Source organism: Shigella flexneri 2a str. 301 (assembly GCF_000006925.2).
Lineage (GTDB): Bacteria > Pseudomonadota > Gammaproteobacteria > Enterobacterales > Enterobacteriaceae > ECMA0423.
In genome coordinates this window covers 4,458,369-4,478,894 of sequence record NC_004337.2, presented here as the reverse complement: position 1 = coordinate 4,478,894, position 20,526 = coordinate 4,458,369, and the positions used below count along the sequence as shown (strand labels likewise).

Here is a 20,526-nt window from a genome sequence, read left to right as displayed (position 1 = left end):
CCGCATCCGGCAAGAGCAACAAACGCAAGTACAGCAACCACTGAGAAATTTAATCTTTGCACGTTGCATAACCTTTAATTATTCATATGCATTGCTGTTGTTACTTTTTATATAGCTAACACCAATAATTAACCTTTCTTTTGGGTAATGACTCCAACTTACTGATAGTGTTTTATGTTCAGATAATGCCCGATGACCTTGTCATGCAGCTCCACCGATTTTGAGAACGACAGTGACTTCCGTCCCAGCCTTGCCAGATGTTGTCTCAGATTCAGATTATGTCGCTCAATGCGCTGAGTGTAACGCTTGCTGATAACGTGCAGCTTTCCCTTCAGGCGTGATTCATACAGCGGCCAGCCATCCGTCATCCATACCACGACCTCAAAGGCCGACAGCAGGCTCAGAAGACGCTCCAGTGTGGCCAGAGTGCGTTCACCGAAGACGTGCGCCACAACCGTCCTCCGTATCCTGTCATACGCGTAAAACAGCCAGCGCTGACGTGATTTAGCACCGACGTAGCCCCAATGTTCGTCCATTTCAGCGCAGACAATCACATCACTGCCCGGTTGTATGCGCGAGGTTACCGACTGCGGCCTGAGTTTTTTAAGTGACGTAAAACCGTGTTGAGGCCAACGCCCATAATGCGTGCACTGGCGCGACATCCGACGCCATTCATGGCCATATCAATGATTTTCTGGTGCGTACCGGGCTGAGAGGCGGTGTAAGTGAACTGTAGTTGCCATGTTTTACGGCAATGAGAGCAGAGATAGCGCTGATGTCCGGCAGTGCTTTTGCCGTTACGCACCACGCCTTCAGTAGCGGAGCAGGAAGGACATCTGATGGAAATGGAAGCCACGCAAGCACCTTAAAATCACCATCATACACTAAATCAGTAAGTTGGCAGCATTACCTTCTTTTCTGTTTATATAGAGTGAGCACGGCTATTTATGTTATTTTAACAACTATTACTACCAAGCCCATTTATCTGGCTTATAAATTAAAATTAATTATTTAATTGAGAAATGGTTAGGGAGAACCTACATGGCCATAAGCATCAAGGGTGTTAATACCGGTGTTATTCGCAAGAGTAATAATTTCATTGCACTGGCGCTGAAAATTAAAGAACCTCGCAATAAAGAATCGTTGTTCTTTATGTCTGTCATGGAACTGCGCGACCTGCTGATTGCGCTGGAAAGTCGTCTGCATCAAAAGCATAAACTGGATGCTGCTGCACGCCTTCAGTATGAGCAAGCTCGCGATAAAGTCATTAAGAAAATGGCAGAAAACATCCCAGAAATTCTGGTTGATGAGCTTAAAAATGCCGATATTAATCGTCGGGTTAACACGCTGGAACTTACCGATAATCAAGGCGAAAATCTTACCTTCGTATTAACGCTACATGACGGTAGCAAATGTGAGTTAGTCGTCAATGAGTTGCAGATTGAAATGCTGGCGCGAGCAATCATTCATGCAATTAATAATGCGGAAATGCGTGAACTGGCATTACGTATTACCTCACTGTTAGATTTCCTGCCGTTATACGACGTTGACTGCCAGGACAATGGCAATCTGGAATATGACACCTATTCCCAACCGGAATGGAAACATAACTTGTTCGACCATTATCTGGCGGTGCTTTACCGCTTTAAAGATGAAAGTGGCAAAGAACAATTTAGCGGCGCAGTGGTGAAAACGCGTGAAGCAACGCCGGGTAAAGAAATAGAGGCGATCACTCGCCGAATGCTTGATTTCAGCCCACGACTGAAAAAACTCGCGGGTGTGCCATGTCAGGTCTATGTTCGCACCGTAGCGGCGAATAACGCCCAACCGCTAACCCAGGATCAATGCTTACGCGCGCTGCATCACTTACGTGTACAATCCACCAGCAAAACTGCACCACAGGCGAAATAATCTCATCTTTGCTAATGCGAGGCTGGAGCCATCCAGCCTGAAATGACTGATAACGTGATCGTTGGTCATGCCGGATGCGGCGTAAACGCCTTATCCGGCCTACAAATTCTCAAGCATTCAATCAGTTGCAATGCCTGCTGTAGGCCTGATAAGCGAAGCGCATCAGGCAATAATACGTTTGTCACCCAGCCTCTGGATCACATCAGTTCGGGCACTTATAAACCTGACCGATAATCTGGCTATCCGTCGGGACAAAACTGGACAACATTCCCTGCGACGGGCTGCTGATGCCATAAATCACGTTACCGCCCATTGCAGCCGCCTGGTTGCGCAGATCGTTTGCTGCGCCGCGCATAGAACCGCCCTCTTCTCCGTGTTGCCCGGAAAGCCAGTTGCTTTGCTTACCTGTCGCAGTACCAATCAGCTGGCACTCTGCGCCTGGCTGCTCGTCCACAATGCGTACACTCTGACCGGCAGCACTCAATTCGTTGCTGGAGCTACAACCCGCCATCAGTAGCGCGGCACCGACAATCCCTGCTAAGTATTTTACGTGCATGTTATTCCCCATAATCAATGAGCTGGACGCCACTCGCGTCATCCGTGTCTGAATCTTATACTAGAAAGATGACCAAAAGAAAAACCCCCAGACATTTCTGCCCGGGGGTTTGTTTATTTCTGCGAAGTGCAGGGCAATTACATCATGCCGCCCATGCCACCCATGCCGCCCATACCGCCAGCAGCGCCTAAGTCAGCTGCATCGTTTTTCGGCAGGTCGGTAACCATGCATTCGGTGGTGATCATCAGGCCAGCCACAGAAGCTGCGTACTGCAGAGCAGAACGGGTTACTTTGGTTGGGTCCAGGATACCCATGTCGATCATGTTGCCGTATTCTTCGGTTGCTGCGTTGTAACCGTAGTTGCCGTCGCCGCCTTTAACGGTGTTAGCAACAACAGACGGTTCTTCGCCGCAGTTCAGGACGATCTGACGCAGCGGAGCTTCCATTGCACGCAGTGCAACTTTGATACCCACGTTCTGGTCTTCGTTCTGACCACGCAGGTCAGCCAGTTTAGACGCTACGCGGATCAGCGCAACACCACCACCAGCAACCACGCCTTCTTCTACCGCAGCACGGGTCGCGTGCAGGGCATCTTCAACGCGTGCTTTTTTCTCTTTCATTTCAACTTCGGTAGCAGCACCTACTTTGATAACTGCAACGCCGCCTGCCAGTTTCGCTACGCGCTCCTGCAGTTTTTCACGGTCGTAGTCAGAAGTTGCTTCTTCAATCTGCTGACGGATCTGAGCAACACGGCCCTGGATTGCAGCTTCTTCACCCACGCCATCGATGATAGTGGTGGTGTCTTTGTTGATCACAACACGTTTAGCCTGACCCAGGTCTTCCAGGGTTGCTTTTTCCAGCTCCATACCGATCTCTTCAGAGATTACGGTACCGCCAGTCAGGGTTGCGATATCCTGCAGCATAGCTTTACGACGATCGCCGAAGCCCGGAGCTTTAACCGCAGCAACTTTCACGATGCCACGCATGGTGTTAACAACCAGAGTTGCTAGCGCTTCGCCTTCAACATCTTCAGCGATGATCAGCAGCGGTTTGCCTGCTTTGGCAACAGCTTCCAGAACCGGCAGCATTTCGCGGATGTTGGAGATTTTCTTGTCAGCCAGCAGGATGAACGGGCTTTCCAGTTCTACTGCGCCAGTTTCCGGCTTGTTGATGAAGTAAGGAGACAGGTAGCCACGGTCGAACTGCATACCTTCAACCACGTCCAGTTCGTCCTGCAGACCGGTACCGTCTTCAACGGTGATAACGCCTTCTTTACCGACTTTGTCCATCGCTTCAGCGATCAGTTTACCTACGGTTTCGTCGGAGTTAGCGGAGATGGTACCAACCTGAGCAATCGCTTTAGAATCAGAGCACGGTACGGACAGCGCTTTCAGTTCTTCAACTGCAGCGGTAACCGCTTTGTCGATACCACGTTTCAGGTCCATCGGGTTCATGCCCGCAGCAACAGCTTTCAGACCTTCAGTGATGATAGCCTGAGCCAGTACGGTTGCAGTGGTGGTACCGTCGCCTGCAGCGTCGTTCGCTTTGGAGGCAACTTCTTTCACCATCTGCGCACCCATATTTTCGAACTTGTCTTCCAGTTCGATTTCACGAGCAACGGAAACACCATCTTTGGTGATGGTCGGTGCACCGAAAGATTTATCCAGAACTACGTTACGGCCTTTTGGACCGAGGGTAACTTTCACTGCATCTGCCAGTACGTTTACGCCGCGCAGCATTTTCACACGAGCGTCGTTACCGAATTTTACGTCTTTAGCTGCCATTATCTTTATTCCTTAAATTCGTATGTTCAGTGTCGTGCGCGGATTACGCTTCAACAATTGCCAGAATGTCGCTTTCGGACATGATCAACACTTCTTCATTGTCGATCTTCTCGGATTTCACACCGTAGCCATCGTTGAAAATAACGATGTCGCCAACTTTCACGTCCAGCGGCTTCACTTCGCCATTTTCAAGGATACGGCCATTGCCGACAGCCAGCACTTCGCCGCGGGTGGATTTAGCCGCTGCAGAGCCGGTCAGAACGATGCCGCCAGCAGATTTAGTTTCAACTTCTTTACGCTTGACGATCACGCGATCATGCAATGGACGAATATTCATTGATAACTCTCCTTTGAGAAAGTCCGTATCTGTTATGGGTGACGCCGGAGCTTACGTGGTTTCCCGGCTGGTGACCAGAGAAATGGGGATGAGGCTTCGCCCCTTCAAGGGGGAAAAAGAAAAAAAATTCTGATCAGCACAAAATCGGGTGAAAACCCTGATTCACCTCACATTTCATCGCAATTTCTTCATCGCCGTCATAAGCGAATCTGATTGTGCTACCATCGAAAATCTACGCAGTTGCCCAAAATTTGGGCGCAATCGGATATCAACCCATGAGTGGACTCAAACAAGAACTGGGGCTGGCCCAGGGCATTGGCCTGCTATCGACGTCATTATTAGGCACTGGCGTGTTTGCCGTTCCTGCGTTAGCTGCACTGGTAGCAGGCAATAACAGCCTGTGGGCGTGGCCCGTTTTGATTATCTTAGTGTTCCCGATTGCGATTGTGTTTGCGATTCTGGGTCGCCACTATCCCAGCGCATGCGGCGTCGCGCACTTCGTCGGTATGGCGTTTGGTTCGCGGCTTGAGCGAGTCACCGGCTGGCTGTTTTTATCGGTCATTCCCGTGGGTTTGCCTGCCGCACTACAAATTGCCGCCGGATTCGGCCAAGCAATGTTTGGCTGGCATAGCTGGCAACTGTTGTTGGCAGAACTCGGTACGCTGGCGTTGGTGTGGTATATCGGTACTCTCGGTGCCAGTTCCAGTGCTAATCTACAAACCGTTATTGCCGGACTTATCGTCGCACTGATTGTCGCTATCTGGTGGGCGGGCGATATCAAACCTGCGAGTATCCCCTTCCCCGCGCCAGGAAATATCGAACTTACCGGGTTATTTGCTGCGTTATCAGTGATGTTCTGGTGTTTTGTCGGTCTGGAAGCATTTGCCCATCTTGCCTCGGAATTTAAAAATCCAGAGCGTGATTTTCCTCGTGCTTTGATGATTGGTCTGCTGCTGGCAGGATTAGTCTACTGGGGCTGTACGGTAGTCGTCTTACACTTCGACGCCTATGGTGAACAAATGGCGGCGGCAGCATCGCTTCCAAAAATTGTAGTACAGTTGTTCGGTGTAGGAGCGTTATGGATTGCCTGCGTAATTGGCTATCTGGCCTGCTTTGCCAGTCTTAACATTTATATACAGAGCTTCGCCCGCCTGGTCTGGTCGCAGGCGCAACATAATCCTGACCACTACCTGGCACGCCTCTCTTCTCGCCATATCCCGAATAATGCCCTCAATGCGGTGCTTGGCTGCTGCGTGGTGAGCACGTTGGTAATTCATGCCTTAGAGATCAATCTGGACGCTCTTATTATTTATGCCAATGGCATCTTTATTATGATTTATCTGTTATGCATGCTGGCAGGCTGTAAATTATTGCAAGGTCGTTATCGACTACTGGCGGTGGTTGGCGGGCTGTTATGCGTTCTGTTACTGGCAATGGTCGGCTGGAAAAGTCTCTATGCGCTGATCATGCTGGTGGGGTTATGGCTGTTTCTGCCAAAACGAAAAACGCCGGAAAATGGCATAACCACATAATCCGGCGTTTCGACATTAATCCTGGCGATCGTCTTTATGATCAAGGCGGTCGCGGTCATCATCCTTTCGCTGATACTCACCATCAAAAGTATTACCGCCACCGGTCCCGGCGCTAAAACCGCCGCCTGGCATGCGAGAAAAGCGCAAATGTGGCATCAACTTCACTGTCAGATGCTTTTGCACCGGCGGCAATAAAAGCAGAAGACCGAGGAAGTCGGTGAAAAAGCCCGGTAATAAAAGCAGCAAACCAGCAATGATCAGCGAAACACTTTTAATCATCTCCGCCGCAGGGTTTTCACCCGCCGCCATTTTTTGCTGCATCAGCACGAAATTCTTAAAGCCCTGGTTACGTACCAGTGACATACCGATAACTGACGTGAATATAACCAGCACGAGGGTCAGCAATACCCCCAATACATGGGCAACCTGAATAAAGATTGAAATCTCAATATAGACATAAAGGAAAATGGCAATAAAAGGTAACCAGCGCAAAGGTTTCTCCTGTAATAGCAGCCGGTTAAACCCGGCTACCTGAATGGGTTGCGAATCGCCTTCAGCTTATATTGTGGTCATTAGCAAAATTTCAAGATGTTTGCGCAACTATTTTTGGTAGTAATCCCAAAGCGGTGATCTATTTCACAAATTAATAATTAAGGGGTAAAAACCGACACTTAAAGTGATCCAGATTACGGTAGAAATCCTCAAGCAGCATATGATCTCGGGTATTCGGTCGATGCAGGGGATAATCGTCGGTCGAAAAACATTCGAAACCACATATATTCTGTGTGTTTAAAGCAAATCATTGGCAGCTTGAAAAAGAAGGTTCACATGTCAAACAACATTCGTATCGAAGAAGATCTGTTGGGTACCAGGGAAGTTCCAGCTGATGCCTACTATGGTGTTCACACTCTGAGAGCGATTGAAAACTTCTATATCAGCAACAACAAAATCAGTGATATTCCTGAATTTGTTCGCGGTATGGTAATGGTTAAAAAAGCCGCAGCTATGGCAAACAAAGAGCTGCAAACCATTCCTAAAAGTGTAGCGAATGCCATCATTGCCGCATGTGATGAAGTCCTGAACAACGGAAAATGCATGGATCAGTTCCCGGTAGACGTCTACCAGGGCGGCGCAGGTACTTCCGTAAACATGAACACCAACGAAGTGCTGGCCAATATCGGTCTGGAACTGATGGGTCACCAGAAAGGTGAATATCAGTACCTGAACCCGAACGACCATGTTAACAAATGTCAGTCCACTAACGACGCCTACCCGACCGGTTTCCGTATCGCAGTTTACTCTTCCCTGATTAAGCTGGTAGATGCGATTAACCAACTGCGTGAAGGCTTTGAACGTAAAGCTGTCGAATTCCAGGACATCCTGAAAATGGGTCGTACCCAGCTGCAGGACGCAGTACCGATGACCCTCGGTCAGGAATTCCGCGCTTTCAGCATCCTGCTGAAAGAAGAAGTGAAAAACATCCAACGTACCGCTGAACTGCTGCTGGAAGTTAACCTTGGCGCAACAGCAATCGGTACTGGTCTGAACACGCCGAAAGAGTACTCTCCGCTGGCAGTGAAAAAACTGGCTGAAGTCACTGGCTTCCCATGCGTACCGGCTGAAGACCTGATCGAAGCGACCTCTGACTGCGGCGCTTATGTTATGGTTCACGGCGCGCTGAAACGCCTGGCTGTGAAGATGTCCAAAATCTGTAACGACCTGCGCTTGCTCTCTTCTGGTCCACGTGCCGGCCTGAACGAGATCAACCTGCCGGAACTGCAGGCGGGCTCTTCCATCATGCCAGCTAAAGTAAACCCGGTTGTTCCGGAAGTGGTTAACCAGGTATGCTTCAAAGTCATCGGTAACGACACCACTGTTACCATGGCAGCAGAAGCAGGTCAGCTGCAGTTGAACGTTATGGAACCGGTCATTGGCCAGGCCATGTTCGAATCCGTTCACATTCTGACCAACGCTTGCTACAACCTGCTGGAAAAATGCATTAACGGCATCACTGCTAACAAAGAAGTGTGCGAAGGTTACGTTTACAACTCTATCGGTATCGTTACTTACCTGAACCCGTTCATCGGTCACCACAACGGTGACATCGTGGGTAAAATCTGTGCCGAAACCGGTAAGAGTGTACGTGAAGTCGTTCTGGAACGCGGTCTGTTGACTGAAGCGGAACTTGACGATATTTTCTCCGTACAGAATCTGATGCACCCGGCTTACAAAGCAAAACGCTATACTGATGAAAGCGAACAGTAATCGTACAGGGTAGTACAAATAAAAAAGGCACGTCAGATGACGTGCCTTTTTTCTTGTGAGCAGTAACTTAAAAATAACAATCTAATATCAACTTGTTAAAAAACAAGGAAGGCTAATATGCTAGTTGTAGAGCTCATCATAGTTTTGCTGGCGATCTTCTTGGGCGCCAGATTGGGGGGAATAGGTATTGGTTTTGCAGGCGGATTGGGGGTGCTGGTTCTTGCCGCTATTGGCGTTAAACCCGGTAACATCCCGTTCGATGTCATTTCCATTATCATGGCGGTTATCGCCGCTATTTCTGCCATGCAGGTTGCTGGCGGTCTGGACTATCTGGTTCATCAGACAGAAAAGCTGCTGCGCCGTAACCCGAAATACATCACGATCCTCGCACCGATCGTGACCTATTTCCTGACTATCTTTGCTGGTACTGGCAACATCTCTCTGGCGACACTGCCAGTTATCGCTGAAGTTGCGAAGGAACAAGGCGTTAAACCTTGCCGTCCGCTCTCTACTGCAGTGGTATCCGCGCAGATTGCGATCACCGCATCGCCAATCTCAGCGGCAGTGGTTTACATGTCTTCCGTGATGGAAGGTCATGGCATCAGCTACCTCCATCTGCTCTCCGTGGTCATCCCGTCCACCCTGCTGGCGGTTCTGGTGATGTCCTTCCTGGTCACTATGCTGTTCAACTCCAAACTCTCTGACGATCCGATTTATCGCAAGCGTCTGGAAGAGGGCTTGGTTGAACTGCGCGGTGAAAAGCAGATTGAAATCAAATCCGGTGCAAAAACGTCCGTCTGGCTGTTCCTGCTGGGCGTAGTTGGCGTGGTTATCTATGCAATCATCAACAGCCCAAGCATGGGTCTGGTTGAAAAACCGCTGATGAACACCACCAACGCAATCCTGATCATCATGCTCAGCGTTGCAACTCTGACCACCGTTATCTGTAAAGTCGATACCGACAACATCCTCAACTCCAGCACCTTCAAAGCAGGTATGAGCGCCTGTATTTGTATCCTGGGTGTTGCGTGGCTGGGCGATACTTTCGTTTCCAACAACATCGACTGGATCAAAGATACCGCTGGTGAAGTGATTCAGGGTCATCCGTGGCTGCTGGCCGTCATCTTCTTCTTTGCTTCTGCTCTGCTGTACTCTCAGGCTGCAACCGCAAAAGCACTGATGCCGATGGCTCTGGCACTGAACGTTTCACCGCTGACCGCTGTTGCTTCTTTCGCTGCGGTGTCTGGTCTGTTCATTCTGCCGACCTACCCGACGCTGGTTGCTGCGGTACAGATGGATGACACGGGTACTACCCGTATCGGTAAATTCGTCTTCAACCATCCGTTCTTCATCCCGGGTACTCTGGGTGTTGCCCTGGCCGTTTGCTTCGGCTTCGTGCTGGGTAGCTTCATGCTGTAATGATCAATCGCGGGGCGTTCACGCCCCGCTTTCTTTCCCGCCGACTAACATCCTTCCCCCGTCCGTTGTATAGTGACCTCTCTCTTGCGGTTCCATCTGTTCTTGCGAGGTGTTTATGCTTGATGAAAAAAGTTCGAATACCACGTCTGTCGTGGTGCTATGTACCGCACCGGATGAAGCGACAGCCCAGGATTTAGCCGCCAAAGTGCTGGCGGAAAAACTGGCGGCCTGCGCGACCTTGATCCCCGGCGCTACCTCTCTCTATTACTGGGAAGGTAAGCTGGAGCAAGAATACGAAGTGCAGATGATTTTAAAAACTACCGTATCTCACCAGCAGGCACTGCTGGAATGCCTGAAGTCTCATCATCCATATCAAACCCCGGAACTTCTGGTTTTACCTGTTACACACGGAGACACAGATTACCTCTCATGGCTCAACGCATCTTTACGCTGATTCTGCTACTTTGCAGCACTTCCGTTTTTGCCGGATTATTCGACGCGCCGGGACGTTCACAATTTGTCCCCGCGGATCAAGCCTTTGCTTTTGATTTTCAGCAAAACCAACATGACCTTAATCTGACCTGGCAGATCAAAGACGGTTACTACCTCTACCGTAAACAGATCCGCATTACGCCGGAACACGCGAAAATTGCCGACGAGCAGCTGCCGCAAGGCGTCTGGCATGAAGATGAGTTTTACGGCAAAAGCGAGATTTACCGCGATCGGCTGACGCTTCCCGTAACCATCAACCAGGCGAGTGCGGGAGCGACGTTAACTGTCACCTACCAGGGCTGTGCTGATGCCGGTTTCTGTTATCCGCCAGAAACCAAAACCGTTCCGTTAAGCGAAGTGGTCGCCAACAACGCAGCGTCACAGCCTGTGTCTGTTTCGCAGCAAGAGCAGCACACCGCGCAATTGCCCTTTTCCGCGCTCTGGGCGTTGTTGATCGGTATTGGTATCGCCTTTACGCCATGCGTGCTGCCAATGTACCCACTGATTTCTGGCATCGTGCTGGGTGGTAAACAGCGGCTCTCCACTGCCAGAGCATTGTTGCTGACCTTTATTTATGTGCAGGGGATGGCACTGACTTACACGGCGCTGGGTCTGGTAGTTGCCGCCGCAGGGTTACAGTTCCAGGCGGCGCTACAGCACCCATACGTGCTCATTGGCCTCGCCATCGTCTTTACCTTGCTGGCGATGTCAATGTTTGGCTTGTTTACTCTACAACTCCCCTCTTCGCTGCAAACACGTCTCACGTTGATGAGCAATCGCCAACAGGGCGGCTCACCTGGCGGTGTGTTTGTTATGGGGGCGATTGCCGGACTGATCTGTTCACCATGCACCACCGCACCGCTTAGCGCGATTCTGCTGTATATCGCCCAAAGCGGGAACATGTGGCTGGGCGGCGGCACGCTTTATCTCTATGCGTTGGGCATGGGCCTGCCGCTGATGCTAATTACCGTCTTTGGTAACCGCTTGCTGCCGAAAAGCGGCCCGTGGATGGAACAAGTCAAAACCGCGTTTGGTTTTGTGATCCTCGCACTGCCGGTCTTCCTGCTGGAGCGAGTGATTGGTGATGTATGGGGATTACGCTTGTGGTCGGCGCTGGGTGTCGCATTCTTTGGCTGGGCCTTTATCACCAGCCTACAGGCTAAACGCGGCTGGATGCGCGTGGTGCAAATAATCCTGCTGGCAGCGGCATTGGTTAGCGTGCGCCCACTTCAGGATTGGGCATTTGGTGCGACGCATACCGCGCAAACTCAAACGCATCTCAACTTTACACAAATCAAAACGGTAGATGAGTTAAATCAGGCGCTCGTTGAAGCCAAAGGCAAACCGGTGATGTTAGATCTTTATGCCGACTGGTGCGTCGCCTGTAAAGAGTTTGAGAAATACACCTTCAGCGACCCGCAGGTGCAAAAAGCGTTAGCAGACACGGTCTTACTTCAGGCCAACGTCACGGCCAACGACGCACAAGATGTGGCGCTGTTAAAGCATCTTAATGTCCTTGGCCTACCGACAATTCTCTTTTTTGACGGACAAGGCCAGGAGCATCCACAAGCACGCGTCACGGGCTTTATGGATGCTGAAACCTTCAGCGCACATTTGCGCGATCGCCAACCGTGAACGACACTTGCAGTGGGAAAGACGGAGGAAAATAGCGTGCAACGTGAAGATGTACTGGGAGAAGCCCTGAAATTATTAGAATTACAAGGGATTGCCAACACCACGCTGGAGATGGTTGCTGAACGTGTGGATTATCCACTGGACGAGCTACGCCGCTTCTGGCCAGACAAAGAGGCAATCCTCTACGATGCGCTGCGTTATCTTAGCCAACAGATAGATGTCTGGCGTCGTCAGCTGATGCTGGACGAAACGCAAACCGCCGAACAAAAGCTGCTGGCACGTTATCAGGCGTTATCGGAGTGCGTTAAAAACAACCGCTATCCGGGCTGTCTATTTATCGCTGCCTGTACGTTTTATCCCGATCCTGGCCACCCTATTCATCAACTGGCCGATCAGCAAAAAAGCGCTGCCTACGATTTCACCCACGAACTGTTAACCACGCTGGAAGTTGACGATCCGGCGATGGTAGCAAAGCAGATGGAACTGGTGCTGGAAGGCTGTTTAAGCCGAATGCTGGTGAATCGTAGCCAGGCGGATGTCGACACTGCACATCGGCTGGCGGAAGATATCCTGCGCTTCGCCCGCTGCCGCCAGGGTGGTGCATTGACCTGACAGAAACACAGAAAAGAAGCGATTTGCCGCAATCTTAAGCAGTTGAATCGCTTTTACTGAAATTAGGTTGACGAGATGTGCAGATTACGGTTTAATGCGCCCCGTTGCCCGGATAGCTCAGTCGGTAGAGCAGGGGATTGAAAATCCCCGTGTCCTTGGTTCGATTCCGAGTCCGGGCACCAAATTCATATCAACGGACCTCCACGGAGGTCCGTTTTTCGTTTCAGGACGCCACGATTTAAGCGTTCTGCCTCCAAATCAATTCTACCGAACTCAACCAGATTCTCCCCACATCACCAGCAATTTGCGAGCATATCCCAATTTGGGAAAATTTGTTCCTGAGCTATAGCACTAACTGACGTGAAATGTCGTGCGGCCCCGTGATGCTGTTGAACGTCAAATGACGTCATCAGGAGCGTAACGTATCCATAAAGCACAACACCGGTCTGAACGCCGACTGATGAGATTTTCTGAATGAGAACAAAGAGAAATGTGTCAGTCCGCTTGCTCATGCAAAGACTAACAATCCGGTAATGACTCCAACTTACTGATAGTGTTTTATGTTCAGATAATGCCCGATGACCTTGTCATGCAGCTCCACCGATTTTGAGAACGACAGTGACTTCCGTACCAGCCTTGCCAGATGTTGTCTCAGATTCAGATTATGTCGCTCAATGCGCTGAGTGTAACGCTTGCTGATAACGTGCAGCTTTCCCTTCAGGCGTGATTCATACAGCGGCCAGCCATCCGTCATCCATACCACGACCTCAAAGGCCGACAGCAGGCTCAGAAGACGCTCCAGTGCGGCCAGAGTGCGTTCACCGAAGACGTGCGCCACAACCGTCCTCCGTATCCTGTCATACGCGTAAAACAGCCAGCGCTGACGTGATTTAGCACCGACGTAACCCCAATGTTCGTCCATTTCAGCGCAGACAATCACATCACTGCCCGGTTGTATGCGCGAGGTTACCGACTGCGGCCTGAGTTTTTTAAGTGACGTAAAACCGTGTTGAGGCCAACGCCCATAATGCGTGCACTGGCGCGACATCCGACGCCATTCATGGCCATATCAATGATTTTCTGGTGCGTACCGGGCTGAGAGGCGGTGTAAGTGAACTGTAGTTGCCATGTTTTACGGCAATGAGAGCAGAGATAGCGCTGATGTCCGGCAGTGCTTTTGCCGTTACGCACCACGCCTTCAGTAGCGGAGCAGGAAGGACATCTGATGGAAATGGAAGCCACGCAAGCACCTTAAAATCACCATCATACACTAAATCAGTAAGTTGGCAGCATTACCTAATCTTTAGGATTAATCCTTTTTTCGTGAGTAATCTTATCGCCAGTTTGGTCTGGTCAGGAAATAGTTATACATCATGACCCGGACTCCAAATTCAAAAATGAAATTAGGAGAAGAGCATGAGTTCTGCCAAGAAGATCGGGCTATTTGCCTGTACCGGTGTTGTTGCCGGTAATATGATGGGGAGCGGTATTGCATTATTACCTGCGAACCTAGCAAGTATCGGTGGTATTGCTATCTGGGGTTGGATTATCTCTATTATTGGTGCAATGTCGCTGGCGTATGTATATGCCCGACTGGCAACAAAAAACCCGCAACAAGGTGGCCCAATTGCTTATGCCGGAGAAATTTCCCCTGCATTTGGTTTTCAGACAGGTGTTCTTTATTACCATGCTAACTGGATTGGTAACCTGGCGATTGGTATTACCGCTGTATCTTATCTTTCCACCTTCTTCCCAGTATTAAATGATCCTGTTCCGGCGGGTATCGCCTGTATTGCTATCGTCTGGGTATTTACCTTTGTAAATATGCTCGGCGGTACCTGGGTAAGCCGTTTAACCACTATTGGTCTGGTGCTGGTTCTTATTCCTGTGGTGATGACTGCTATTGTTGGCTGGCATTGGTTTGATGCGGCAACTTATGCAGCTAACTGGAATACTGCGGATACCACTGATGGTCATGCGATCATTAAAAGTATTCTGCTCTGCCTGTGGGCCTTCGTGGGTGTTGAATCCGCAGCAGTAAGTACTGGTATGGTTAAAAACCCGAAACGTACCGTTCCGCTGGCAACCATGCTGGGTACTGGTTTAGCAGGTATTGTTTATATCGCTGCGACTCAGGTGCTTTCCGGTATGTATCCGTCTTCTGTAATGGCGGCTTCCGGTGCTCCGTTTGCAATCAGTGCTTCAACTATCCTCGGTAACTGGGCTGCGCCGCTGGTTTCTGCATTCACCGCCTTTGCGTGCCTGACTTCTCTGGGCCCCTGGATGATGTTGGTAGGCCAGGCAGGTGTACGTGCCGCTAACGACGGTAACTTCCCGAAAGTTTATGGTGAAGTCGACAGCAACGGTATTCCGAAAAAAGGTCTGCTGCTGGCTGCAGTGAAAATGACTGCCCTGATGATCCTCATCACTCTGATGAACTCTGCCGGTGGTAAAGCATCTGACCTGTGAGGTGTACTGGCAATAGCGGACACTACCATTTGTTCTTTTTTTAAGCAGCCATCTGATGATATTTTTCCCTGAAGGCTGCCGGGGAGATATTCCCCAGACGAGAGTGACGACGCTGACGATTGTAGAAAATCTCAATGTATTCCCGTATTACTGAGATGGCTTCATCCCAGTTATTAAAACGATAGTGGCTCAGACTCTCATTTTTCAGCGTTCCCCAGAAGCTTTCCATCGGAGCGTTGTCGTAACAGTTACCTTTACGCGACATTGATGTTTTCAGACCAGACTGCTCCTGTATGACCCGGTAATCGTATGCGCAGTACTGTGAACCTCGATCAGAGTGGTGGATTAGCCCGGCAGGTGGGCGCTGGCTCCTGAGCGCCATAAACAGGGCTTTACCTGTCAGCTCTTTTGTCATGCGCTCTCCCATGGCGTAGCCGACAATTTCGCACGTATAAACATCTTTGATGCCAGCGAGGTACAACCATCCCTCCTGTGTGGCAACATACGTCAGGTCCGCCACCCAGACCTGATTTGGTGCTGTAGGAGCGAACGTCTGGTTCAGCAGATTTGGCGCAACTGGCAGATTGTGGTTCGGGTTCGTAGTCGCTCTGAACTTGCGTTTCTGCTTACAGCGTAGCCTTAGCTCCTTACGAAGACGTGCCAGTCGGTCACGACCAACGATGATGCCATTCTCTGCCAGCTCCGTCTGGAGCCGCCGGGTTCCATATGTTTCGCGAGTGCGGATATGTGCCACCTTAATCTCCAGTTTTAGCCGCTCATCACTTTGTTTTCTGTCTGAGGGGGCATGCTGTACCCGGTCGTAATAACCGCTCCTGGATACACCAAATACCTGACACATCGGGTAATGCTGCCAACTTACTGATTTAGTGTATGATGGTGATTTTAAGGTGCTTGCGTGGCTTCCATTTCCATCAGATGTCCTTCCTGCTCCGCTACTGAAGGCGTGGTGCGTAACGGCAAAAGCACTGCCGGACATCAGCGCTATCTCTGCTCTCATTGCCGTAAAACATGGCAACTACAGTTCACTTACACCGCCTCTCAGCCCGGTACGCACCAGAAAATCATTGATATGGCCATGAATGGCGTCGGATGTCGCGCCAGTGCACGCATTATGGGCGTTGGCCTCAACACGGTTTTACGTCACTTAAAAAACTCAGGCCGCAGTCGGTAACCTCGCGCATACAACCGGGCAGTGATGTGATTGTCTGCGCTGAAATGGACGAACATTGGGGCTACGTCGGTGCTAAATCACGTCAGCGCTGGCTGTTTTACGCGTATGACAGGATACGGAGGACGGTTGTGGCGCACGTCTTCGGTGAACGCACTCTGGCCACACTGGAGCGTCTTCTGAGCCTGCTGTCGGCCTTTGAGGTCGTGGTATGGATGACGGATGGCTGGCCGCTGTATGAATCACGCCTGAAGGGAAAGCTGCACGTTATCAGCAAGCGTTACACTCAGCGCATTGAGCGACATAATCTGAATCTGAGACAACATCTGGCAAGGCTGGGACGGAAGTCACTGTCGTTCTCAAAATCGGTGGAGCTGCATGACAAGGTCATCGGGCATTATCTGAACATAAAACACTATCAGTAAGTTGGAGTCATTACCCGTGCTGTTAATATCTTTCTGCCACCAGTAAGGCGAGAATATTTCCAGTTCAATAGCACCATTAAATCCGGCGTTTTCAACCAGCCGACGAATTGACGGAATATTGATGACGCCATCTCCCGGCATACCACGGTCATTGACCAGATCAGTGGTCGGCATTAACCAGTCGGAAACATGAAACGCGAGGATGCGTTTTCCGGCACGCAGGATCTGACTGGCGAGATCCGGATCCCACCAGACGTGATAAACATCCACCGCCACGCCGAGGCCAAACTCACCATCGGGATCGAGTTCATCACACCAGTCCAGCGCCTGACGTAACGTGCACAGGCAAGAGCGATCGGCAGCTGTCATCGGGTGCAGTGGCTCCAGCGCAATTGGCACGCCGACATCTTTCGAATGTGGCAGCAACTGGCGAATCCCTTGTTTCACTTGTTCTCGCGCTTCATATAGATCTTTAGTGCCCGTTGGCAGACCGCCAACCACCTGCATATAACAGGCGGCGTTAAGCACCGCTGCGTCGTCCAGCGCCCGGCGGTTATCATCAATCGCCAGTTTGCGTTCCGCCAGTGTCGGCGCGGTGTAGTAAGTGCTACGGCACAAACCGGAAACGCTCATGTTACTGGCGGCAAGCTGGCGGGTGATTTGCTGGAGATCTTCACCCTGCAACTCCCTGCGCCAGGGGGCAATTGCGCCAATACCGCGTGCGGCGCAGGCATCAATAATGGCGGGTAGCGGCGTTTTATAGCCCAGTGTCGCGGTATTGATACTGAATAAATCCGGGCGTTGTAACAGATCTCTCATGATTCAGCCTCAGAAGCGCGGCATACTTAAGCCGCCGTCGATTGCGACCGCCTGACCACAGGTGTAAATCAGTTTACCTTCCGCCATCGCGCGGACGGTGGAAGCAATATCAGCCGGATAACCCCAACGTCCCCACGGCACCAGACCTTTGGCAATCAGTTCGTCGTAATAAGCCGTTGCCGGAATAGTCATATCAGTTTTGATGAGACCAGGGCGCACTTCATAAACGCCAATTTGTTCATTACAAAGGCGAGCAGCAAACAGACGAGCAGCGGCAGAAACGGCGGTTTTGGCAATGGTGTATTCGCCGCGATTCATCGCCAGCATGATGGCGTTGATGGAACTGACGAAAATAATCGAGCGGTGCGGCAGCTCCGCTTCCGGTTTCGGCTGTGCCAGTAAGCGCTTACTGAATGCCTGAGCAAGGAAGAACGGCGCGCGGGTGTTAATGGCAATGTTTTGATCGAAGCTGTCTGGTTCGAGGTCGAGGAGGTCACCGCGTTTTTTCACTGAAATCCCCGCGTTATTGAGCAGACAGTCCAGCCGCCCCCACTGGTTTTGCGCCGCGTCGAGCATCTCCTCATGCAGAGATAGATCACCGACATCAGCAGGGAAGCAAATCACTTCCACGCCTTCCGCCAAACATTCTTGTTGTGTGATATGCAGTTTTTCTACGCTGTCGGCATCGGGACGATCGTTAATCAGCAGGTTAAACCCGCCACGAGCAAGCTCCTGCGCACAGCCCTTTCCAATACCGCGAGTGGCTCCGGTAATCACGGCAACAGGACGAGTGGATTTCATACAATAGCTCTCTTTTTTGAATTTTGTTTCCTTGGTGATGATTAGCTTGCGACTGGAGGATAAAAAGATAAACCATCTAGTTGGTTGATATGCGATGGCGATCACAGGACATTTGATAACCTGATGAAAGTACAAGTTTTTGCCCTTTTTTCTGAAGCTGAAATCAAATCAGGTTATGATAGTCACCACGAAGAGGTCGTGGGGAAGCGTTATGTATATTGATACCAGCAACGTACAGAGCCTGAAGGAAAAATTGCTGCTATGTGCGGTTAATGAATTTGCCGAATATGGTTATGAAGGGGCCAGAGTAGATAATATTGTAAAGGCAGCAGGGTGTAGTAAACAGACGGTTTATCACCACTTTGGTAATAAAGAAAATTTATTTATCGAAGTGCTGGAATATACCTGGAACGATATTCGACAAAAAGAAAAGGCCCTTGATTTCTCAGATCTTCCGCCACAAAAAGCCATTGAGAAAATTATTGATTTTACATGGGATTATTATATTGCTAATCCTTGGTTTTTAAAAATTGTGCATAGTGAAAATCAAAGTAAAGGTGTGCATTATGCAAAATCACAGCGTCTCTTAGAAATTAACCATGCTCACTTGCAGTTAATGGAATCCTTATTGGATGAAGGGAAGAAATACAATATTTTTAAGCCAGGTATCGACCCATTGCAGGTGAATATTAATATTGCTGCGCTTGGGGGATATTATTTGATCAACCAGCATACGCTTGGCCTAGTTTATCATATCAGTATGGTTTCCCCCCAGGCACTGGAAGCCAGACGTAAGGTCATCAAAGAGACAATCCTTAGCTGGCTTTTGGTTGACCCTTCATCTACCGCGCACGAATAAAACTGCCATCCGGCTGGCGGGTAAACAGGACCTGTTGATTATTCCCCGTATCAATGGTTAAGCCCGTCACCACGCCGCTGGCGTTCTGGCGGATTTTCACCATCTGCCCATTTTGCAAATTACTCAGCGGCTTACCCGCGCCTTCTACCTGCGCCATTGCATAGACATCGGTAGCGGGCAGTCCGTGGTCGCGGAACAGCTGCGCCATCGTTTTACCGGGTTCGACACGGTAAGAGCGCCATTGATTATCAATTCCGCTATCTGGCTGGAATGGTTGCGTTTGGGTAGTTTGCGGCTGTTCTTCTGTCGGCGGTTGTGATTGCGACTGAATATCTAACTGCGCTTCACGCGTCACCACCGACGCGTTGGGCGTATCATCAGATGGAAGCAGAAATCCGACCACCAATACAATGGCGGCAATAATGATCCCCCGACGATGCATCGGCGGCAGCGGGTCCATGAAGCGAAAATTGTCCGGCGCGTGCCAGACTTTCTCCAGGGTTGGTTTTAGTTCAAAGCGCCCGGGCATGGTTTCCTCCTGCTCCACGTCTTGTTCCTCAATCATAGCCTATGAATAAGCTAACGCTATGATGTCCGTGGTAAACCCGCCTTTATTATATTCATACGGGATATTGCTATTGTTTCTTTTTCCCCGGGATTTGTCATCATTCCTGCGACAAAGTTTTACCCAAAGAAGTGTGGCTGATATGCTGCCCGCTACTTTTATACCCTAAGAAAGGAAATACGATGACCACCCCAACTTTTGACACCATCGAAGCGCAAGCAAGCTACGGCATTGGTTTGCAGGTAGGGCAACAACTGAGTGAATCTGGCCTGGAAGGGCTGCTGCCAGAAGCACTGGTTGCAGGTATTGCCGATGCGCTGGAAGGCAAACATCCGGCTGTGCCGGTTGATGTGGTGCATCGCGCGCTGCGTGAAATCCACGAACGCGCCGATGCCGTTCGTCGTCAGCGTTTCCAGGCGATGGCTGCTGAAGGCGTGAAATACCTGGAAGAAAACGCCAAAAAAGAAGGTGTGAATAGCACCGAATCTGGCCTGCAATTCCGCGTGATCAACCAGGGTGAAGGCGCAATTCCGGCACGTACCGACCGCGTTCGTGTTCATTACACCGGTAAACTGATCGACGGCACCGTGTTTGACAGCTCCGTTGCTCGTGGTGAACCCGCTGAATTCCCGGTTAATGGCGTGATCCCTGGCTGGATTGAAGCACTGACTCTGATGCCGGTAGGTTCTAAATGGGAACTGACTATCCCGCAGGAACTGGCATATGGCGAGCGCGGCGCAGGTGCATCCATCCCTCCGTTCAGCACCCTGGTGTTTGAAGTCGAACTGCTGGAAATCCTCTAAGCAGCGCATTCTGTTCCCCTCGAACCAGAGGGGAGCAGGCATTCAGCAATAAA

23 protein-coding genes, 1 tRNA gene and 4 other annotated features are annotated in these 20,526 nt (G+C 50.4%); of the genes, 12 read left to right on the top strand and 12 right to left on the bottom strand.

The window, feature by feature from the left end; translation table 11 throughout:
* Nucleotides 1-143: 143 nt before the first annotated feature.
* Nucleotides 144-911, bottom strand: a mobile genetic element.
* Both insB (SF4301) and insA (SF4300) read right to left on the bottom strand, forming a co-directional pair.
* Nucleotides 159-554, bottom strand: a complete 396-nt coding sequence (insB, locus tag SF4301; protein ID NP_710012.1) for an insertion element IS1 protein InsB — start codon at nucleotides 552-554, stop codon at nucleotides 159-161. It overlaps the preceding feature by 396 nt.
* Complete coding sequence (gene insA / locus SF4300) at nucleotides 581-856, bottom strand: insertion element IS1 protein InsA (protein NP_710011.1); 276 nt, start codon at nucleotides 854-856, stop codon at nucleotides 581-583. (Lies within the feature at nucleotides 144-911.)
* A 130-nt stretch (nucleotides 912-1,041) precedes the next feature.
* On the opposite strand from insA (SF4300), the gene yjeJ reads away from it, so the two are divergent.
* Entirely contained in the window at nucleotides 1,042-1,911 is an 870-nt protein-coding gene (yjeJ, locus tag SF4299) for a hypothetical protein (protein ID NP_710010.2), read from the top strand.
* Nucleotides 1,912-2,113: 202 nt separating this feature from the next.
* On the opposite strand, the gene yjeI is transcribed toward yjeJ, so the two are convergent.
* From yjeI to groES, 3 genes are all read right to left on the bottom strand, one after another.
* A complete protein-coding gene (gene yjeI / locus SF4298; RefSeq protein ID NP_710009.2) occupies nucleotides 2,114-2,500 on the bottom strand; it encodes a hypothetical protein in 387 nt (128 codons plus the stop codon).
* Nucleotides 2,501-2,604: 104 nt separating this feature from the next.
* Complete coding sequence (gene groEL, locus SF4297) at nucleotides 2,605-4,251, bottom strand: molecular chaperone GroEL (protein NP_710008.1); 1,647 nt, start codon at nucleotides 4,249-4,251, stop codon at nucleotides 2,605-2,607.
* Between the two features lie 43 nt (nucleotides 4,252-4,294).
* Complete coding sequence (gene groES / locus SF4296; protein ID NP_710007.1) at nucleotides 4,295-4,588, bottom strand: co-chaperonin GroES; 294 nt, start codon at nucleotides 4,586-4,588, stop codon at nucleotides 4,295-4,297.
* Nucleotides 4,589-4,863: 275 nt separating this feature from the next.
* Between groES and yjeH the strand changes: the two genes are divergently transcribed.
* Nucleotides 4,864-6,120, top strand: a complete 1,257-nt coding sequence (gene yjeH / locus SF4295) for a transporter (RefSeq protein ID NP_710006.2) — start codon at nucleotides 4,864-4,866, stop codon at nucleotides 6,118-6,120.
* A gap of 15 nt (nucleotides 6,121-6,135) precedes the next feature.
* Here the strand turns inward: yjeH and SF4294 are convergent, their stop codons facing one another.
* A complete protein-coding gene (locus tag SF4294) occupies nucleotides 6,136-6,612 on the bottom strand; it encodes a hypothetical protein (RefSeq protein ID NP_710005.5) in 477 nt (158 codons plus the stop codon).
* Between the two features lie 291 nt (nucleotides 6,613-6,903).
* On the opposite strand from SF4294, the gene aspA reads away from it, so the two are divergent.
* The 6 genes from aspA to SF4546 all read left to right on the top strand — a co-directional run bounded on the left by aspA (nucleotide 6,904) and on the right by SF4546 (nucleotide 12,725).
* On the top strand, nucleotides 6,904-8,385 hold the full coding sequence (gene aspA / locus SF4293; protein NP_710004.2) for an aspartate ammonia-lyase: 1,482 nt from the start codon (nucleotides 6,904-6,906) through the stop codon (nucleotides 8,383-8,385).
* Between the two features lie 117 nt (nucleotides 8,386-8,502).
* The gene (dcuA, locus tag SF4292; RefSeq protein ID NP_710003.1) at nucleotides 8,503-9,804 is read left to right on the top strand and encodes an anaerobic C4-dicarboxylate transporter; all 1,302 of its coding nucleotides are present in this window, start codon (nucleotides 8,503-8,505) and stop codon (nucleotides 9,802-9,804) included.
* A gap of 115 nt (nucleotides 9,805-9,919) precedes the next feature.
* Entirely contained in the window at nucleotides 9,920-10,258 is a 339-nt protein-coding gene (gene cutA / locus SF4291; protein ID NP_710002.2) for a divalent-cation tolerance protein CutA, read from the top strand.
* Entirely contained in the window at nucleotides 10,234-11,931 is a 1,698-nt protein-coding gene (gene dipZ / locus SF4290) for a thiol:disulfide interchange protein (protein ID NP_710001.1), read from the top strand. Before cutA ends, dipZ begins: the two co-directional genes overlap by 25 nt.
* Nucleotides 11,932-11,967: 36 nt before the next feature.
* Nucleotides 11,968-12,543 (top strand): transcriptional regulator, encoded by a 576-nt coding sequence (gene yjdC / locus SF4289; protein ID NP_710000.1) that lies wholly within the window; start codon nucleotides 11,968-11,970, stop codon nucleotides 12,541-12,543.
* Between the two features lie 106 nt (nucleotides 12,544-12,649).
* Nucleotides 12,650-12,725 (top strand) — tRNA-Phe (locus SF4546).
* 347 nt (nucleotides 12,726-13,072) lie between these two features.
* Nucleotides 13,073-13,840 (bottom strand) — a mobile genetic element.
* Here the strand turns inward: SF4546 and insB (SF4288) are convergent.
* The gene (gene insB, locus SF4288) at nucleotides 13,088-13,483 is read right to left on the bottom strand and encodes an insertion element IS1 protein InsB (RefSeq protein NP_709999.1); all 396 of its coding nucleotides are present in this window, start codon (nucleotides 13,481-13,483) and stop codon (nucleotides 13,088-13,090) included. It overlaps the preceding feature by 396 nt.
* Nucleotides 13,510-13,785 carry an insertion element IS1 protein InsA gene (gene insA, locus SF4287; RefSeq protein NP_709998.1) on the bottom strand — a complete coding sequence of 92 codons (276 nt, stop codon included), beginning with the start codon at nucleotides 13,783-13,785 and terminating at the stop codon, nucleotides 13,510-13,512. (Lies within the feature at nucleotides 13,073-13,840.)
* Before the next feature lie 119 nt (nucleotides 13,841-13,959).
* On the opposite strand from insA (SF4287), the gene SF4286 reads away from it, so the two are divergent.
* The gene (locus SF4286; protein ID NP_709997.1) at nucleotides 13,960-15,012 is read left to right on the top strand and encodes a lysine/cadaverine transporter; all 1,053 of its coding nucleotides are present in this window, start codon (nucleotides 13,960-13,962) and stop codon (nucleotides 15,010-15,012) included.
* Nucleotides 15,010-15,873: a mobile genetic element (partial), on the bottom strand. Its footprint overlaps the gene before it by 3 nt.
* Here the strand turns inward: SF4286 and SF4285 are convergent.
* Nucleotides 15,053-16,048 (bottom strand): insertion sequence element IS600 protein, encoded by a 996-nt coding sequence (locus SF4285; RefSeq protein ID NP_709996.1) that lies wholly within the window; start codon nucleotides 16,046-16,048, stop codon nucleotides 15,053-15,055. It overlaps the preceding feature by 821 nt.
* Nucleotides 15,874-16,641 (top strand) — a mobile genetic element. (Overlaps the previous gene by 175 nt.)
* Between SF4285 and insB (SF4284) the strand changes: the two genes are divergently transcribed.
* Nucleotides 16,123-16,626: an insertion element IS1 protein InsB gene (gene insB / locus SF4284; protein ID NP_709995.1), complete on the top strand. Its 504-nt coding sequence runs from the start codon at nucleotides 16,123-16,125 to the stop codon at nucleotides 16,624-16,626. It overlaps the preceding feature by 504 nt.
* Here insB (SF4284) and SF4283 read toward each other — a convergent pair.
* Together SF4283 and fabG are read right to left on the bottom strand one after the other, a co-directional pair.
* On the bottom strand, nucleotides 16,561-17,445 hold the full coding sequence (locus SF4283) for a hypothetical protein (RefSeq protein ID NP_709994.1): 885 nt from the start codon (nucleotides 17,443-17,445) through the stop codon (nucleotides 16,561-16,563). The genes insB (SF4284) and SF4283 overlap by 66 nt on opposite strands.
* Nucleotides 17,446-17,454: 9 nt before the next feature.
* Nucleotides 17,455-18,246 (bottom strand): 3-ketoacyl-ACP reductase, encoded by a 792-nt coding sequence (gene fabG / locus SF4282; protein ID NP_709993.2) that lies wholly within the window; start codon nucleotides 18,244-18,246, stop codon nucleotides 17,455-17,457.
* Between the two features lie 211 nt (nucleotides 18,247-18,457).
* Between fabG and ytfA the strand changes: the two genes are divergently transcribed.
* The gene (gene ytfA / locus SF4281) at nucleotides 18,458-19,105 is read left to right on the top strand and encodes a hypothetical protein (RefSeq protein NP_709992.3); all 648 of its coding nucleotides are present in this window, start codon (nucleotides 18,458-18,460) and stop codon (nucleotides 19,103-19,105) included.
* On the opposite strand, the gene ytfB is transcribed toward ytfA, so the two are convergent.
* The gene (gene ytfB, locus SF4280) at nucleotides 19,089-19,670 is read right to left on the bottom strand and encodes a hypothetical protein (RefSeq protein ID NP_709991.1); all 582 of its coding nucleotides are present in this window, start codon (nucleotides 19,668-19,670) and stop codon (nucleotides 19,089-19,091) included. The genes ytfA and ytfB overlap by 17 nt on opposite strands.
* 131 nt (nucleotides 19,671-19,801) lie before the next feature.
* Between ytfB and SF4279 the strand changes: the two genes are divergently transcribed.
* Nucleotides 19,802-20,473, top strand: coding sequence for an FKBP-type peptidylprolyl isomerase (locus SF4279; RefSeq protein ID NP_709990.3), 672 nt, complete (start codon nucleotides 19,802-19,804; stop codon nucleotides 20,471-20,473).
* Nucleotides 20,474-20,526 lie beyond the last annotated feature (53 nt).

Coding starts and splice junctions, on each gene's coding strand:
- SF4286 (NP_709997.1), top strand. CDS start 13,960: ATGAGTTCTGCCAAGAAGATCGGGCTATTTGCCTGTACCGGTGTTGTT.
- ytfA (NP_709992.3), top strand. CDS start 18,458: ATGTATATTGATACCAGCAACGTACAGAGCCTGAAGGAAAAATTGCTG.
- insB (NP_709995.1), top strand. CDS start 16,123: ATGTCGCGCCAGTGCACGCATTATGGGCGTTGGCCTCAACACGGTTTT.
- dipZ (NP_710001.1), top strand. CDS start 10,234: ATGGCTCAACGCATCTTTACGCTGATTCTGCTACTTTGCAGCACTTCC.
- groES (NP_710007.1), bottom strand. CDS start 4,588: ATGAATATTCGTCCATTGCATGATCGCGTGATCGTCAAGCGTAAAGAA.
- groEL (NP_710008.1), bottom strand. CDS start 4,251: ATGGCAGCTAAAGACGTAAAATTCGGTAACGACGCTCGTGTGAAAATG.
- yjeH (NP_710006.2), top strand. CDS start 4,864: ATGAGTGGACTCAAACAAGAACTGGGGCTGGCCCAGGGCATTGGCCTG.
- fabG (NP_709993.2), bottom strand. CDS start 18,246: ATGAAATCCACTCGTCCTGTTGCCGTGATTACCGGAGCCACTCGCGGT.
- cutA (NP_710002.2), top strand. CDS start 9,920: ATGCTTGATGAAAAAAGTTCGAATACCACGTCTGTCGTGGTGCTATGT.
- SF4283 (NP_709994.1), bottom strand. CDS start 17,445: ATGAGAGATCTGTTACAACGCCCGGATTTATTCAGTATCAATACCGCG.
- ytfB (NP_709991.1), bottom strand. CDS start 19,670: ATGATTGAGGAACAAGACGTGGAGCAGGAGGAAACCATGCCCGGGCGC.
- yjeJ (NP_710010.2), top strand. CDS start 1,042: ATGGCCATAAGCATCAAGGGTGTTAATACCGGTGTTATTCGCAAGAGT.
- dcuA (NP_710003.1), top strand. CDS start 8,503: ATGCTAGTTGTAGAGCTCATCATAGTTTTGCTGGCGATCTTCTTGGGC.